Below are 15,054 nucleotides of genomic sequence, written 5' to 3' on the forward strand. Positions count from 1 at the left end.
TCGCATTGAACTGCCGAGTATAAGACAGGCTCCAAAACGATCAACTCAAGTTTACATCGCTGCTTTTTTGCCGATTTTCGGCGAATACGGCACACTACCCGCCCGAGCGCCTGCTCGGTTTTTCCCACTTGAAGCAGCACGCCTATGACCCGCTCCCCGTTCCGCCGTCTGGTGTTTGGCACCTTGCGCCGACTGTTGTACCTCTGGGTTCGCTCAGAGACGATCAACCAGTCGTCCCTTACCCTCAACCTGGACCGCAGCCGGCCGGTGTTCTACGTCCTGCAATCGCCCTCCCTCACCGAATTGGCCGTGGTCGATGCCGAGTGCACCAAGGCCGGCCTGCCGCGCCCGGTGCTGCCGGTCGCAGTGGGGCCGCTGATGGAACCGGCGGCGTTCTTCTACCTCACGCCCGAGCCGGACTGGCTCGGCCGCCAGGACAAGCGCGGCGCGCCGCCGACCCTGACCCGCCTGGTCAACACCCTCACCGAGCATGCCGAAGAGAATGCACAAATCATTCCGGTCAGCGTGTTCTGGGGGCAGTCGCCCGAGAGTGAGTCCAGCCCGTGGAAGCTGCTGTTTGCCGACAGTTGGGCGGTCACCGGGCGCCTGCGGCGCTTTCTGAGCATCCTGATCCTGGGGCGCAAGACTCGCGTGCAATTCTCCGCGCCTATCAACCTGCGTGAATTGATCGAGCACAATAAAGGCCACGAACGCACGGTGCGCATGGCCCAACGTATCCTGCGGGTGCACTTTCGCAACCTGAAGACCGCCGTGATCGGCCCCGACCTGTCCCACCGGCGCAACCTGGTCAAAGGCCTGGTCAACATGCCGCTGGTGCGCCAGGCCATCCTGGACGAGGCCGAACGGGAAAAAATCAGCCCGGAAAAAGCCAAGGCCCAGGCCCTGCGCTATGGCAACGAGATCGCCTCGGACTACACCTACACCGCGATCCGCTTCCTCGAAGTGGTGCTGAGCTGGTTCTGGAACAAGATCTACGACGGCATCAAGGTCAACAACATCGAAGGTGTGCAAAAGGTTGCCCAGGGCTACGAGGTGATCTACGTGCCTTGCCACCGCAGCCATATCGACTACCTGCTGCTCTCCTACCTGCTGTTCAAGAACGGCCTGACCCCGCCGCACATCGCGGCGGGCATCAACCTGAACATGCCGGTGATCGGCAGCCTGCTGCGCCGAGGCGGTGCGTTTTTCATGCGCCGCACCTTCAAGGGCAACCCGCTGTACACCTCGGTGTTCAACGAATACCTGCACACCCTGTTCACCAAAGGCTTCCCGGTGGAGTACTTCGTCGAGGGCGGCCGCTCGCGCACCGGGCGCATGCTGCAACCGAAGACCGGCATGCTGGCGATCACCCTGCGCAGTTTCCTGCGCTCCTCGCGCATGCCCATCGTGTTCGTGCCGGTGTATATCGGCTATGAGCGTGTGCTCGAAGGCCGCACCTACCTCGGCGAACTGCGTGGCGCGACGAAAAAGAAAGAATCGATCTTCGATATTTTCAAAGTGGTCGGCGCGCTCAAGCAGCGCTTCGGCCAAGTCGCGGTCAACTTCGGCGAGCCGATCAAGCTGGCCGAGTTCCTCGATACTGAACAACCGGACTGGCGCAGCCAGGAGCTGGGCCCGAACTACAAGCCGGCCTGGCTCAACGAAACCACCAACCGCCTTGGCGAACAGGTAGCCCGCCACTTGAACGAAGCCGCCGCGGTAAACCCGGTGAACCTGGTGGCCCTGGCGCTGCTCTCCACCACCCGCCTGGCCCTGGATGAACAGGCCATGGCGCGCCAGCTTGACCTGTACCTGGCGCTGCTGCGCCGCGTGCCCTACTCGCCCCACACCACCTTGCCCGAAGGGGATGGCCTGGCGCTGATCAAGCACGTGTTGGACATGGACCTGCTGTCGGAACAGAGCGACGCCCTCGGCAAGATCCTGTACCTGGACGAGCAGAACGCCGTCCTGATGACCTACTACCGCAACAACGTGCTGCACATCTTCGCGTTGCCGGCGCTGCTCGCGAGTTTCTTCCAGAGCAGCTCGCGGATGAGCCGCGAACAGATCCTGCGCTACACCCACGCGCTGTACCCGTACCTGCAATCGGAGCTGTTTATCCGTTGGTCGCTGGAAGAGTTGGACACCGTGGTCGATCAATGGCTGGACGCTTTTGTCGAACAGGGCCTGCTGCGCTTCGAGAACAACGTGTTCCTGCGCCCGGCACCCAGCTCGCGGCACTTTGTGTTGCTGACGCTGCTGTCCAAGAGCATCGCCCAGACCCTGCAACGCTTCTACATGGCGATCTCGCTGCTGCTCAACAGCGGCCAGAACAGCATCAGCGCCGAAGAGCTGGAAGACCTGTGTACGGTGATGGCTCAGCGCCTGTCGATCCTGCATGGCCTCAACGCCCCGGAGTTCTTCGACAAGAGCCTTTTCCGACATTTCATCCAGTCGTTGCTGGAGCAAGATGTGCTGCGCCGCGATGAAGCGGGCAAGTTGAGTTACCACGACCTGCTCGGCGAACTGGCCGAAGGCGCCGCCAAGCGCGTGTTGCCGGCGGAGATCCGTTTGTCGATCCGCCAGGTGGCGCTGCACCGCGTGGATGACACGCCGGTCGAATCCGAGCCGCTCAAACCCGAAGAAAGCCGCTAGATTGAATAAGGCGCCGGGCTGTTTCCGGCGCCGCTGACAAGGAGCTGCACCATGAAAAAGATCATCCTCCTCGGCCTCACCGCCCTGCTCGGAGCCTGCCAATCCATGACGCCCGCACCAGAGGCCAGCCTCGATGGCGAAGTGTTCTACCTGCAACGCATCGCCCTGCCGCCAACCGCCACCTTGAGCGTCAGCCTGCAAGACGTGTCCCTGGCCGACGCACCGGCGGTGACCCTCGCCGAACAGAAAGGCCCGGTCAAAGGCCAGGTGCCGCTGCCGTTTCACCTGAGCTACGACCCGGCCCAGGTCAAGCCCGGCCACAGCTACTCGGTCAGCGCTCGCATCGAAGTGGACGGCAAGCTAATGTTTATCACCACCGAACGGCACTCTGTGCAGCTCAACGGCCAGGATCCACAACCGCTGCGCCTGCGCGTAGACGCCGTGGCCCACTGAACTCGATCAAAAGGAAGCGCCCATGCTCCGTAACTCCCTTCGCTTTACTGCCCTGTGCGCCGGCCTGCTGCTGGGGGCCAACGCCATGGCGCTGGACCTCTCCAGTCTGTCCCAGGGCGACGCTTCCGGCGGCCTCAAGGACGCACTGACCCAAGGCGCGCAAATCGCCGTGAAACAGCTTGGGGTGCCGGGTGGTTTCAGCAACAACCCGGAAGTGAAGATCGGTTTGCCAGGCAAGTTGGGCAAAGTGGCCGACAAGCTGAAAATGTTCGGCATGGGCGACCAGGTCACACAACTGGAAACCAGCATGAACAAGGCCGCTGAATCCGCCGTGACCCAGGCCCAGCCGATCCTGGTGAATGCCGTGAAAAACATGAGCGTGACCGACGCCAAGGGCATCCTCAGCGGTGGCCAGGATTCGGCCACCCAGTACCTGAACAAAAGCAGCCGTGAACAGATCCGCGCCAAGTTCCTGCCGATCGTGAAAGCGGCCACCGACAAAGTCGGCGTCGCCCAGCAATACAACGCCCTGGCGGGCAAGGCGGCGGCGTTTGGTGCGGTGGACGCCAAGAGCGCCAACGTCGAGAACTACGTGACCGAGCAGGCGCTGGACGGCCTGTTCAAGATGATTGCGCAGCAGGAAGAGACCATTCGCAAGAATCCGGCGGCTGCGGCCACCAGTCTGGCGAAAAAAGTGTTTGGCGCGCTGTAACAGCACACTGCACGTCACCGAGCAGGGAAAATCCTTGCCGGCGAAAACGCCCTGATCAACTCAGGGCGTTTTGGTTTTAACTACCAGGTAATGGAAGGGCTGCGTGCGGATGCCGACGAGGCCGCATTACTGATACTGGTATTGTTGTTTTGATTGTTGCTCTCGTTGTGAATATGGATATTCACATCAGGTTGACGATTGCCGTTGAACTGGCCGAAGCCATTCCCCATCCCCATCGCCGCGCCCACTATTTGCAGCGGAAGAAATAATATTGGTAGCAACATACGTACTCCTTAAGCATCACCGTAGAAACAGTCCTGCGCGCTTGACCGCCAGAAGAGTTACCTGCTCGACAGGTAACTCTATGTGGCACTTGCGGCGCAACAGTTCCCCGGTCAGCCCAAACAAAGGTTCCACCGCCCCGAAGTCCGTTTGCATGGAAATGTAAACCAGCGTCAATGGATGAGTGAGTCAGCCAGGCGCCCCATCATGATCGTGGCAAAACAGCAGATGGCTACGGACGTTGCGCGATTGATTCTCAGCGGTGTCAGCCAGGCTTTCTGAATCCCTTCGAAATGACTGCCCAACACAGTCCAGGCCGCCCCCACCGGAACCACCACCAACGCCAGCGTGCTCATGAATCCGGCATAACCGGGCAACGTGGCAAACGCGCTGGCCGGGGCGATGAACGACGCGATCAACAAGCCCTTGGGGTTCATGACCGTCAGCCAGAAGAAATACAGCCCGGAGAAACGGTCGCGGGTCGCGTCGATGGTGCTGCTCTTGCGCTGCCAGAGCTTGTACGAGACATACAGCAGGTAACAGGCCGCCGCCAGTTGCGTGGCCTTCAAGGCCCATGGCGAGTAGGCCGCCAGATACAGCAGCGCCATACCCCACACAGAAACTTGCAGCAGGTAGGCCAGGCACTCGATGAACGCGAGCTTCCAGGAGGCCCGGTAGCCGAACAACACACCTGCGCGAAACAGCAGGGTGTTGGTCGGGCCAGGGGCAAGCAATAGCAACATCAGGGCTGAAACGGTGGCCAACATGATTACGCGACGTCCTTCCTCACTCGGAACCACGCAGCATACAGGGCCGGTAGGAACAATAGGGTCAATGCCGTCGCCACAATCAAGCCGCCCATGATCGCCACCGCCATCGGCCCGAAGAACACACTGCGTGACAGTGGGATCATCGCCAGCACCGCCGCGAGGGCTGTCAGCACAATCGGACGGAAGCGTCGGACGGTAGCTTCGATAATGGCTTGCCATGGCGCGAGGCCGGCCTTGATGTCCTGTTCGATCTGGTCCACCAGGATCACCGAGTTCCGCATGATCATCCCCGACAAGGCGATGGTGCCGAGCATGGCCACAAAGCCAAAGGGCTGGCGGAATACCAGCAGGAACAGCGTCACACCGATCAAACCCAACGGCGCCGTCAGAAACACCATCGCCGTGCGTGAGAAACTGCGCAGTTGCAGCATCAGCAATGTCAGCACCACCACGATGAACAACGGCACGCCGGCTTTCACCGAGTTCTGCCCACGGGCGGAGTCTTCCACCGTGCCGCCGACGTCCAGCAGGTAGCCATCCGGCAGTTCGGCGCGCACGCCTGCCAGGGTCGGCAGGATTTGCTGGACCAGGGTCGCCGGTTGTTCCTTGCCGTAGATATCGGCGCGCACGGTCACCGTTGGCAGGCGGTTGCGGTGCCAGATGATGCCTTCTTCGAAGCCGTACTCCAGGGTGGCGATCTGCGACAGCGCCACGCTTTTGCCGTTGTCGGTCGGCACCGCCAGGCTTGGCAGCAACGACAGCTCAGTGCGTTCATGCACGGTGCCGCGCAGGAGGATCTCGATCAACTCGTTGTCCTCCCGGTATTGGCTGACGCTGGAACCGGTGAGCGAGCTTTGCAGGAACTTCGACAGGTTGGCGGTGCTCACGCCAAGGGCGCGCGCGCGGTCCTGGTCGATATTGAGGTAGACGATCTTGCTCGGCTCTTCCCAGTCCAGGTGCACGTTGACCACGTGGGTATTTTCGCGAACCTTGGCCGCCACTTTCCGCGCCAGGGCGCGGACTTCTTCGATGTGCTCGCCCGTTACACGGAACTGCACCGGGTAACCCACGGGCGGGCCGTTCTCCAGGCGCGTGACCCGCGAGCGCAGCGCCGGGAACTGTTCGTTGAGGGTTTCGATCAGCCAGGTGCGCAGGCTTTCGCGCTCTTCGATGGTTTTGGCCAACACCACGAACTGCGCAAAACTCGCAGCGGGTAATTGCTGGTCCAGCGGCAGGTAGAAGCGCGGCGAGCCAGTGCCGACATAGGCCACGTAGTTGTCGATGCCGGCATGCTCCTTGAGCAGCGCTTCCAGGCGTTTGACCTGATCGGCGGTGTTGCTCAGGGACGTACCTTCGGCCAGTTTCAGGTCGACCATCAGCTCCAGGCGACCAGAAGCCGGGAAGAACTGCTGCGGCACAAAACGAAACAGCGCCACCGAGCCGATAAACAGCAGCAAGGTCAGGACAATCACGGTTTTGCGTCGGCGCACGCACCATTCCACCAAACGTCTTACACGCTGGTAGAAGGGAGTGCCGTAGGGATCAGGCCCGTCAGTACCGTGCTTGGCCGCGTGAATCTTCGCCAGGTCCGGCAGGAGTTTTTCCCCCAGGTACGGCACGAACACTACAGCGGCGACCCACGAGGCCAGCAAGGCAATGGTGACGACCTGGAAGATCGAGCGGGTGTATTCGCCGGTGCTCGATTGCGCGGTGGCAATCGGCAGGAAGCCGGCGGCGGTGATCAGCGTGCCGGTGAGCATCGGGAACGCGGTGCTGGTCCAGGCGAAACTCGCGGCCTTGAGCCGGTCGTAGCCCTGTTCCATTTTGATCGCCATCATTTCCACGGCGATGATCGCGTCGTCCACCAGCAGGCCGAGCGCCAATACCAGCGCACCCAGGGAAATCTTGTGCAAGCCGATGCCGAGGTAATACATGCTGGCAAAGGTCATTGCCAGCACCAGCGGAATCGCCAGGGCCACCACCATGCCGGTACGTACCCCGAGGGAGAAGAAGCTCACCAGCAATACGATGGCCAAGGCTTCGGCCAGTACCTGGACGAATTCGCCGACACTGGTTTTCACCGCTGCCGGTTGGTCCGACACCTTGCGCAGTTCCATACCGGCCGGAAGATTCTTCTGCAGGCGTGCGAACTCGCCTTCCAGGGCCTTGCCCAGTACCAGGATGTCGCCACCGTCGCGCATGGCCACGGCCAGGCCGATGGCGTCCGCGCCCATGTAGCGCATGCGCGGTGCCGGTGGGTCGTTGAAGCCACGGTGGATATCCGCCACGTCGCCGATGCGGAAGGTGCGGTCACCGACGCGAATCGGGAAGTTGCGGATCTCGTCCACCGTCTTGAAGTTGCCCGACACCCGCAGCTGCACGCGTTCGGTCGGGGTTTCGAAGAAACCGGCGGTGGAGACTGCGTTCTGCTCCTGCAAGGCCTGCTGTACGGCGGCCAACGGCAAGCCAAGGGTGGCCAGCTTGAGGTTGGACAGTTCGATCCAGATCTTCTCGTCCTGTAGGCCAAGCAACTCAACCTTGCCCACATCCGGCACCCGTTGCAGTTGAATCTGGATGCGGTCGGCGTAGTCCTTGAGCACGGCGTAGTCAAAACCGTCGCCGGTCAGGGCGTAGATATTGCCAAAGGTGGTGCCGAATTCATCGTTGAAAAACGGCCCCTGGATATCCGGTGGCAGGGTGTGGCGGATATCGCTGATCTTCTTGCGCACCTGGTACCACAGCTCGGGGATCTGCGCCGAGTGCATGGAGTCGCGGGCCATGAAGGTGACCTGGGATTCGCCGGGGCGCGAGAACGACACGATGCGCTCGTACTCACCGGTCTCCATCAGCTTTTTCTCGATGCGCTCGGTGACCTGGCGCGAGACTTCCTGGGCCGTGGCGCCTGGCCAGTTGGTCTTGATCACCATGGCCTTGAAGGTGAACGGCGGGTCTTCGCTTTGTCCCAGCTTGGTGTAGGACAAGGTGCCGACCACCGCCAGCAGGATCATCAGGAACAGTACGATCTGGCGATTACGCAACGCCCATTCGGAAAGATTGAAACCCATCGGGGACTACTCCTTGGCCGCCAGATTCACCACCCGGTTGGAACGATCCACCGGGCGCACTTGCTGGCCCTCATGGAGCACATGCACACCCGCGGCGATCACCCAGTCCGTGGGGCTCAGGCCTTCCAGCACCGGCACGCTTTTCTCGCCGAAGGCGCCGATGCGTACCGGCGTGCGCTTAAGGGTGTTGTCCGCCTGTACACGCCAGACGTAGGAATCGCCATTTTCTGCACTGAGGGCAGACAGCGGCACCGACAGGGGAATCACGCCGTCGGCCTGTATGAAAACACGAGCGCTTTGCCCCAGTTCAGCGGGGACCTTGCCACCGGTGAACGCCACGCGTGCGGCAAAGGTGCGGGATTTTGGATCGGCGGCCGGCGACAGTTCACGAATACGCCCGGCAAAACGCTGGTCAGGCTGGCTCCACAACTCGACGGACACCGGCTGGCCGATCTTGAACCGACCGAAGCCTTGCTCCGGCAGGCTGATCAACACTTCGCGCTCGCCATCGGTGGCCAGGGTGAATACGGTCTGGCCGGCAGACACCACTTGGCCCACTTCCACCGCACGCTTGGCGACGACGCCGTCCTGCGGTGCGCGCAACGTGGCATACCCGGCCTGGTTGCTCGACACGTCGAACTCGGCCTTGATCTGCTTGAGGCGTGCTTCGCCGGATCGGTAGAGGTTTTCCGAATTGTCGTACTGCGAACGGCTGACCATCTGACGGTCCATCAGGGTCTTGTAGCGGTCGCGCTCGGCGCGCACCAGGCTCAGGTTGGCCTCGGCGGCGGCCACTTGCGCGCGGGTGGCCTCCAGTTGCAGGCGCACGTCTTGCGGGTCTAGCTCGGCCAAAGGCTGGTTGGCCTTGACCCGCTCGCCCTCCTCCACCAGGCGCTTGCTGACTTTGCCGCCAATGCGAAAGGCCAGGTCCGGCTCATAGCGCGCACGTACTTCGCCGGGGTAGCTGTCACTCGCCTGCGCCGAAGGCTGCGGTTGCACCACCATGGCCGGGCGGATAACGGTCTGGGGGGCTTCCTCGTGACCGCAGGCGGCCAGCAGGAAAGCCAAGCTGACAGGCAACGCAAGGGGCAGGAAAGTACTGCGCATGCTGAAGGACCTTTCGCAAATGGAGCTAGGAATAATTATACTGGCCGGTATGTTATTAATACCAAACTCACCAGTCCAGTATTAAAGGTGAAAATGTCCGACAATCCTCTCAACACCAATAGCCCCGGGCGTCCCAAGGACATGGCAAAACGCCAGGCTATCCTCGAAGCCGCGAAAATCCTGTTTTTGAGCAATGGCTACGCCAGTACCAGCATGGACGCGGTAGCACTGGAAGCCGGCGTGTCGAAGCTGACCGTCTACAGCCACTTCACCGACAAAGAGACCTTGTTCACCGCCGCCGTGGTGGCGACGTGCGAGGAACAACTGCCGGTGATGTACTTCGAGCTGCCCGCCGACATGCCCGTGGAGACGGTGTTGCTGAATATCGCGCGGGGGTTCCATCGGCTGATCAACAGCGAGGAATCGGTGAACCTGCATCGCCTGATGATGACCACCGGCAATCAGGACGTGAAACTCTCGCAGATCTTTTTCGAGGCGGGGCCGATGCGCATGCTGCAAGGCATGGAGCGCCTGTTGAGCAAGATCGACCAGAGCGGTGCGCTGAGCATCGACAAACCGTTTACGGCGGCCGAGCACTTCTTTTGCCTGCTCAAGGGCACGGCGAATTTCTGCTTGCTGTATGGCTGTGGCGGGCCGTTGAGCGAGGAAGCCGCCGAGGCGCATGTGCAGGATGTGGTGGGGTTGTTTATGCGCGCTTATCGGGCCTGAGGCCTTGTGTTGTCTGGGCTGGCGCTATCGCAGGCAAGCCAGCTCCCACATGTTGATTTGTGAATACTTTCAAGTGTGGGAGCTGGCTTGCCTGCGATGAGGCCCTGAAGGCCACTGAAAAACTCAGCCCTTGAGCGCCTTCTTCGGATAAATGTCATACCGGCTGGATTTACCATCCAACGCATGGCTCGGCTTGGGCCCCTCGATGCACGGCGCCTTGCGCGGCCGCTTCACCACCACCCGGTGGCTGGCCAGGGCCAACGCCGCAGCGAGCAGGGCCGGGGCATCCGGGTCATCCCCGACCAACGGCCGGAACAGGCGCATTTCCTTCTTCACCAGGGCCGTTTTCTCACGGTGCGGAAACATCGGATCGAGGTAGATCACCTGCGGCGGCTCGCCCTCCCAGTTGCGCATCACGTCGATGGAATTGCCCTTGAGCAGTTTCATGCGCGCCACGATCGGCGCCACTTCAAAATCATCCGCACCGCGGGCCAGGCCGTCTTCGAGCAAGGCGCCGATCAGCGGCTGGCGCTCGATCAGGCTCATTTCGCAGCCCAGGCTGGCCAGCACGAACGCGTCCTTGCCCAGCCCCGCCGTGGCGTCCAGCACCCGTGGCCGCACGCCTTGGGCGATGCCCACGGCCTTGGCAATCATCTGCCCGCTGCCGCCGCCGTATAAACGCCGGTGCGCGGCGCCGCCTTCGACGAAGTCCACGCGCACCGCCCCCGGCGCGTCGGGCCCGAGCTGTTGCAGCTGTAGGCCTTGCTCGCCGACTTGCAGGGAAAAATCCGCATCGGCCAGTTGCAAAGGCAGGTCAAGCCGGGCCGCCCACTGTTCGGCCAGGGCCTGGAAACCCTCGGCCAACGCCTCGACCCGGATGCGGCTGGCCGCTGGTTGTTCGCTCATCAATCGCTACGCTCAAAAATATTAAGGATCGGCAAACAACGGCCGATAAAACCAACAGTCAGGTATTTTGCCAGAGCTGAGCGTCGACCGAGAAAAATGTCAGACATTCTTCCCCAAACCATCGGTGTACTGCCGACCCACAACCACTACGGCCTGCGCAACACCCAAGCGCTGGCCGGGGTGAGTCATGTGTGGCAGGACTTCTTCGCCCGGGCGTTGGCCGAGCAGCTCGGCGCCACGCCGGACGCGCTCGCCGCCCAGGCGCCGGAGCCGCTGGACCCGGAAGTTGAACCGCGCGCTGGCGCCGACCTGCTGTCACAGATCCTCACCCAGCGTGAGTGCGACGTGAAAGACACCGAGATCGCCCCACCTGAACCGCTGTTCCTGCCGATTGCCGAGTTCGAGACCGAATTGCTGCCGCCGGCCGCCACACCGTTCCCGGACGACGAAATCGTCGCCCAACAGCGCGAGCAGAATTTCGACAGCGGCTGGGTCCGCCCCCTCGTACTGACGGCCGGCCAACCGTTGCCAGAGCCCGGCCCGGCGCCCGCACCGCGCCCGCTGCACCTGCCTATCGCCGAGTTCGAACTGGACCTGCTGCCACCTGCCGCCACGCCGTACCCGGACGACGAGCTGGTGGCGCAACAGAAGGCCCTGGACTTCGACTACTACTGGGCGCGCCCGCTGGTCACGCAGAACCTGCGCCTGGCCGCCTGATTCAGCCTTTGAAGAAGGCGTTGGCCTGGCTGAACGGCATCTTGCGTTCGGTGAAGGTAAACGTGCCCAACTCATACACCTCCTGCGCAGCCCGATAGAACTCGCCATACGCCGCCAAGGCCATGGCTGAGCCGACGCTGATGCGTCGCACGCCCATCTCGCTCAACTGCGCGACGCTCAGGTTCAAACCGCCGGACATCAACACATTCACCGGCTTGGGCGCGACGGCCTTGACCACCGCCAGCACTTCCTCGGCACTGCGCAAGGCCGGCGCGTAGAGCACGTCGGCGCCGGCTTCGGCGTAGGCTTGCAGGCGGCGGATGGTGTCAGGCAAATCCAGGCGGCCATGCAGGAGGTTTTCTGCGCGGGCGGTCAGGGTGAAGGGGAACGGCAGGCTGCGGGCAGCGGCAACGGCGGCTTCCACGCGCTCTACTGACAAGTCGAAGGGATAGATCGGGTCAACCGCGATGCCCGTGGCATCTTCGATGGAGCCACCGACGATACCGCTGGCCGCCGCGCGCAGGATGGTCTGGGCGCAGCCTTCGGGGGTGTCGCTGAAACCGTTTTCCAGGTCCGCCGCCACCGGTAACGCGGTCGCCTGCACGATGGCGCTGGCATTGCTCAAGGTGTCGTCCAGGGACAACGCGCCTTCCGCATCCGGCCGACCAAGGCTGAATGCATAGCCGGCACTGGTGGTGGCCAGGGCTTCAAAGCCGAGGCTGGCGAGCATGATCGCGGAGCCGGCATCCCACGGGTTGGGCATCACGAAGGCACGATTACGCTCATGCAGGGCCTTGAAGGTTTCGGCGCGAAGGGTTTGGGCATCCATGTCTGGCTCCTGGCGAAAAAAGGAGCCTTAGAGTAACCCCAGTTGTTCCACAGCGGGCGCTCGATTCAGGGTCGGCAGCGGCGGTAATCCGGGCAGGCGTGCCATCAGTTGATCATGGAAGCGCAGGGCCAGTTGCGCTGCCAGGCGATTGTCCGAGGTGTGCAGGAACACGTAGGGCGTGCGGCCCTCTTCGATCCAGTCGGCGACTTTGGCGACCCACGGGACCAGGAACGGATCGTTGGCTTCCAGCTCGGGATGGCCGATAAATCGCACCTGGGGAAACAGCGTCAGCGCGGCCGGACGTGGCGGCACCTTGGGTTTTTTCGCCTGGGCATGCAGCACTGCTGCCGAGGTCGACGTGCAACTGAACAGCGCCCGCGGGTCCAGGCAGATGCGCTCAACGCCCCGATCACGCAATAGCCGGTTGAGCATGCGCTCGGCGTCGCCCTTGGCGAAGAACTCGGGATGGCGCACTTCCACCGCCAGCGGGCGCTCCAGGCCGTCGATAAACCCGGCCAACTCGGCGAGCCGCTGCGGTGAGAAAGTCGCCGACAATTGCAGCCACATCGGCGACACACGCTCACCCAGCGGGCTCATCAAGCCGACAAAGCTTTCCGCGGCCGGCAATTGCTCACGCAAGTCGCCGCCATGGCTGATATCACCCGGGAATTTCGCCGTGAAGCGAAAATCCTCGGGCATGACCTCGGCCCAGCGCTGCACCGTCGCGGCTGAGGGTCGCGCATAAAACGTGGTGTTGCCTTCAACGGCGTTGAAGACCTGGGAATAGAGGGCAAGGTAATCGCTGGAACGCGCATCGGCCGGGTACAGGTACTCGCGCCAGGCGTTTTCACTCCAGGACGGGCAACCGATGAAATAAGGCAGGCGCATCAGATGTGGATGTCGAGACCCAGCACTTCCATATCCCATTCGACAAAGCCGGCGGTGGTCAGGTAGCTGGCCAGGGCGGTGGCAACGCTTTTGCTCATGGAGCGGGGGAAGACCATGTCTTGCTGACGGGCGGGAAGACCGCTGATGCGGGCTTGGGCGTTGGCCTGCGCATCGGCCTGGACTTCGATGAAGTCCGGCGAATCCTCGACAGCGTCGTCCACCGTCGCATTGGCCTTACGCGGCTTGCGCTTGATTGGGTAGGACTGTGAGGAAAAGCCATCAATACGCATGGGCGCGAACTCGCTATCAGTAATGGCATTTTAGTGGCGCAATCCGTAGCGCGCAAATGCTCTGGTGATAACTAGAACACATAATTTGAAAAAGGTTTAAAAGCCGGGGAAAATTCTGACGATTGGCGATTTTCGCCGGAAAATGCCCACACTTTTGACGTCAAATAATCCCGCGTTCGGCCTTGGTCTGCGCAACCTTATCGCGCAGGTAAACCGGCGCCGCCTGGTCGGCGGGAATCCCTTCGCCACGCTCGAAAGCAAAGCGTGCCAAGGTCAGCAGGTCTTCGGCGTGAGGCAACATGGCCGCATCCTGGCCCACCAACTGCACACCGATGCGCTCGCCATAACCCCAGCCGGTGCCCGCACCGAACCAGTCACCGCTGGCATCCTGCGGCAATACCGACGCCTCTGGTGGCTGCACGGCTTCAACGCCCACCAGGCGCATCTCCCCCGCTGTCTCGCGGTAGCAGCCCCAATAGACTTCGTCCATGCGCGCATCGATGGCCGCGGCCACCTGCCGGGCACCATGCTCGCGCAAGGCGCGCTGGGCCAGCACGGCGAGGTTGGACACCGGCAACACCGGGCGCTCCAGGGCAAACGCCAGGCCCTGCACCACGCCAATGGCAATGCGCACACCGGTAAACGCGCCGGGGCCACGGCCGAAGGCGATGGCATCGACGGCAGACAGGGTGGTGCCGGCGTCTTCCAGCAGTTGCTTGATCATCGGCAACAGCTTCTGCGCATGCAGGCGCGGGATCACCTCGTAGTGGCTCGTAACCTTGCCATCGTGCAGCAGGGCAACGGAGCAAGCTTCAGTCGCGGTGTCCAGGGCCAGCAGGGTGCTCATCGGTGTGGGTGTCCAAGTCGAAAAAAAGTGCGCCAGTATAAACAACAACGGCCCGCAAGCGGGCCGTTATAGGTGAAGCAAATCGAGGGATCAGCTCAGTGCTTGCAGCACTTTGGCCGTGATCGCCTCGACCGAGCCAACACCTGGGATGTGGCTGTACTTCGGCTTGCCTTGGGCAGCCGACAGCTTCTGGTAGAAATCCACCAGCGGCTTGGTCTGGGAGTGGTAGACCGACAGGCGATGACGCACGGTTTCTTCGGTGTCGTCTTTGCGCTGCACCAGCTCTTCGCCGGTCACATCGTCCTTGCCTTCAACCTTTGGCGGGTTGTAGATCGTGTGGTACACGCGGCCCGAGGCTTCGTGAACGCGACGGCCGGCAATACGCTGGACGATTTCTTCGTCTTCAACCGCGATTTCAACCACTGCGTCCAGCTCGACGCCCGCCTTCACCAGGGCTTCAGCCTGGGGAATGGTGCGTGGGAAGCCGTCGAACAGGAAGCCGTTCTTGCAGTCTTCCTGGCTGATGCGTTCCTTGACCAGGTTGATGATCAAGTCATCGGATACCAGGCCACCGCTGTCCATCACGCTCTTGGCGATCAGGCCCAGCTCGGTGCCGGCCTTGACCGCTGCACGCAGCATGTCGCCGGTGGAGATTTGTGGAATGCCGAATTTTTCAGTGATGAACTTTGCCTGAGTACCTTTACCGGCCCCGGGAGCTCCCAGCAGAATGACGCGCATTGATGTGCTCCTCAATTTTTTATAGAGATGATGCTCGGATTCGCCGCGTGGGGCCAATCGCGTAAA

15 protein-coding genes are annotated in these 15,054 nt (G+C 62.0%); 5 read left to right on the top strand and 10 right to left on the bottom strand.

The genetic code is table 11. The annotated features are described in order from the left end of the window. Positions 1-144: 144 nt before the first annotated feature. The 3 genes from plsB to B348_RS0122560 are packed head-to-tail and all read left to right on the top strand — an operon-like array spanning position 145 to position 3,820. Positions 145-2,655 (top strand): glycerol-3-phosphate 1-O-acyltransferase PlsB, encoded by a 2,511-nt coding sequence (gene plsB / locus B348_RS0122550; protein ID WP_017738303.1) that lies wholly within the window; start codon positions 145-147, stop codon positions 2,653-2,655. A 51-nt stretch (positions 2,656-2,706) separates the two neighbouring features. Further along, positions 2,707-3,108, top strand: coding sequence for a YbaY family lipoprotein (locus B348_RS0122555; RefSeq protein WP_017738304.1), 402 nt, complete (start codon positions 2,707-2,709; stop codon positions 3,106-3,108). Positions 3,109-3,130: 22 nt separating this feature from the next. Further along, positions 3,131-3,820, top strand: a complete 690-nt coding sequence (locus tag B348_RS0122560) for a DUF4197 domain-containing protein (RefSeq protein WP_017738305.1) — start codon at positions 3,131-3,133, stop codon at positions 3,818-3,820. Positions 3,821-3,900: 80 nt separating this feature from the next. Here the strand turns inward: B348_RS0122560 and B348_RS0122565 are convergent, their stop codons facing one another. The 4 genes from B348_RS0122565 to B348_RS0122585 all read right to left on the bottom strand — a co-directional run bounded on the left by B348_RS0122565 (position 3,901) and on the right by B348_RS0122585 (position 9,044). Next, positions 3,901-4,104, bottom strand: a complete 204-nt coding sequence (locus B348_RS0122565) for a hypothetical protein (protein ID WP_017738306.1) — start codon at positions 4,102-4,104, stop codon at positions 3,901-3,903. Between the two features lie 171 nt (positions 4,105-4,275). Beyond that, entirely contained in the window at positions 4,276-4,869 is a 594-nt protein-coding gene (locus B348_RS0122575; RefSeq protein WP_017738308.1) for a LysE family translocator, read from the bottom strand. A 2-nt stretch (positions 4,870-4,871) separates the two neighbouring features. After that, entirely contained in the window at positions 4,872-7,937 is a 3,066-nt protein-coding gene (locus B348_RS0122580; RefSeq protein ID WP_017738309.1) for an efflux RND transporter permease subunit, read from the bottom strand. 6 nt (positions 7,938-7,943) lie between these two features. Continuing rightward, a complete protein-coding gene (locus B348_RS0122585; protein WP_017738310.1) occupies positions 7,944-9,044 on the bottom strand; it encodes an efflux RND transporter periplasmic adaptor subunit in 1,101 nt (366 codons plus the stop codon). Positions 9,045-9,137: 93 nt separating this feature from the next. Here B348_RS0122585 and B348_RS0122595 point away from each other — a divergent pair, with 93 nt between their 5' ends. After that, entirely contained in the window at positions 9,138-9,773 is a 636-nt protein-coding gene (locus B348_RS0122595; RefSeq protein ID WP_026136993.1) for a TetR/AcrR family transcriptional regulator, read from the top strand. A gap of 123 nt (positions 9,774-9,896) precedes the next feature. Here B348_RS0122595 and B348_RS0122600 read toward each other — a convergent pair whose 3' ends face one another. Next, the gene (locus B348_RS0122600; RefSeq protein WP_017738312.1) at positions 9,897-10,679 is read right to left on the bottom strand and encodes a class I SAM-dependent methyltransferase; all 783 of its coding nucleotides are present in this window, start codon (positions 10,677-10,679) and stop codon (positions 9,897-9,899) included. Positions 10,680-10,775: 96 nt separating this feature from the next. Between B348_RS0122600 and B348_RS0122605 the strand changes: the two genes are divergently transcribed. Next, entirely contained in the window at positions 10,776-11,396 is a 621-nt protein-coding gene (locus tag B348_RS0122605) for a hypothetical protein (protein WP_017738313.1), read from the top strand. Position 11,397: 1 nt separating this feature from the next. On the opposite strand, the gene B348_RS0122610 is transcribed toward B348_RS0122605, so the two are convergent. From B348_RS0122610 to adk, 5 genes are all read right to left on the bottom strand, one after another. Further along, on the bottom strand, positions 11,398-12,225 hold the full coding sequence (locus tag B348_RS0122610; protein ID WP_017738314.1) for an isocitrate lyase/phosphoenolpyruvate mutase family protein: 828 nt from the start codon (positions 12,223-12,225) through the stop codon (positions 11,398-11,400). A gap of 27 nt (positions 12,226-12,252) precedes the next feature. Next, a complete protein-coding gene (locus B348_RS0122615) occupies positions 12,253-13,113 on the bottom strand; it encodes a DUF72 domain-containing protein (protein WP_017738315.1) in 861 nt (286 codons plus the stop codon). Continuing rightward, positions 13,113-13,403, bottom strand: coding sequence for a hypothetical protein (locus B348_RS0122620; protein WP_017738316.1), 291 nt, complete (start codon positions 13,401-13,403; stop codon positions 13,113-13,115). Before B348_RS0122620 ends, B348_RS0122615 begins: the two co-directional genes overlap by 1 nt. 160 nt (positions 13,404-13,563) lie before the next feature. Beyond that, positions 13,564-14,250, bottom strand: coding sequence for a tRNA (adenosine(37)-N6)-threonylcarbamoyltransferase complex dimerization subunit type 1 TsaB (gene tsaB / locus B348_RS0122625; protein WP_017738317.1), 687 nt, complete (start codon positions 14,248-14,250; stop codon positions 13,564-13,566). A gap of 90 nt (positions 14,251-14,340) precedes the next feature. Continuing rightward, positions 14,341-14,988 carry an adenylate kinase gene (gene adk / locus B348_RS0122630; RefSeq protein ID WP_017738318.1) on the bottom strand — a complete coding sequence of 216 codons (648 nt, stop codon included), beginning with the start codon at positions 14,986-14,988 and terminating at the stop codon, positions 14,341-14,343. Positions 14,989-15,054: the final 66 nt, after the last annotated feature.

It is taken from the genome of Pseudomonas sp. CBZ-4, assembly GCF_000346755.1.
Classification (GTDB): Bacteria; Pseudomonadota; Gammaproteobacteria; order Pseudomonadales; family Pseudomonadaceae; genus Aquipseudomonas.

What these genes read in the sequence shown, in the direction of transcription:
- plsB (WP_017738303.1), top strand. Translation starts at nt 145, where the DNA reads ATGACCCGCTCCCCGTTCCGCCGTCTGGTGTTTGGCACCTTGCGCCGA.
- B348_RS0122555 (WP_017738304.1), top strand. Translation starts at nt 2,707, where the DNA reads ATGAAAAAGATCATCCTCCTCGGCCTCACCGCCCTGCTCGGAGCCTGC.
- B348_RS0122560 (WP_017738305.1), top strand. Translation starts at nt 3,131, where the DNA reads ATGCTCCGTAACTCCCTTCGCTTTACTGCCCTGTGCGCCGGCCTGCTG.
- B348_RS0122565 (WP_017738306.1), bottom strand. Translation starts at nt 4,104, where the DNA reads ATGTTGCTACCAATATTATTTCTTCCGCTGCAAATAGTGGGCGCGGCG.
- B348_RS0122575 (WP_017738308.1), bottom strand. Translation starts at nt 4,869, where the DNA reads ATGTTGGCCACCGTTTCAGCCCTGATGTTGCTATTGCTTGCCCCTGGC.
- B348_RS0122580 (WP_017738309.1), bottom strand. Translation starts at nt 7,937, where the DNA reads ATGGGTTTCAATCTTTCCGAATGGGCGTTGCGTAATCGCCAGATCGTA.
- B348_RS0122585 (WP_017738310.1), bottom strand. Translation starts at nt 9,044, where the DNA reads ATGCGCAGTACTTTCCTGCCCCTTGCGTTGCCTGTCAGCTTGGCTTTC.
- B348_RS0122595 (WP_026136993.1), top strand. Translation starts at nt 9,138, where the DNA reads ATGTCCGACAATCCTCTCAACACCAATAGCCCCGGGCGTCCCAAGGAC.
- B348_RS0122600 (WP_017738312.1), bottom strand. Translation starts at nt 10,679, where the DNA reads ATGAGCGAACAACCAGCGGCCAGCCGCATCCGGGTCGAGGCGTTGGCC.
- B348_RS0122605 (WP_017738313.1), top strand. Translation starts at nt 10,776, where the DNA reads ATGTCAGACATTCTTCCCCAAACCATCGGTGTACTGCCGACCCACAAC.
- B348_RS0122610 (WP_017738314.1), bottom strand. Translation starts at nt 12,225, where the DNA reads ATGGATGCCCAAACCCTTCGCGCCGAAACCTTCAAGGCCCTGCATGAG.
- B348_RS0122615 (WP_017738315.1), bottom strand. Translation starts at nt 13,113, where the DNA reads ATGCGCCTGCCTTATTTCATCGGTTGCCCGTCCTGGAGTGAAAACGCC.
- B348_RS0122620 (WP_017738316.1), bottom strand. Translation starts at nt 13,403, where the DNA reads ATGCGTATTGATGGCTTTTCCTCACAGTCCTACCCAATCAAGCGCAAG.
- tsaB (WP_017738317.1), bottom strand. Translation starts at nt 14,250, where the DNA reads ATGAGCACCCTGCTGGCCCTGGACACCGCGACTGAAGCTTGCTCCGTT.
- adk (WP_017738318.1), bottom strand. Translation starts at nt 14,988, where the DNA reads ATGCGCGTCATTCTGCTGGGAGCTCCCGGGGCCGGTAAAGGTACTCAG.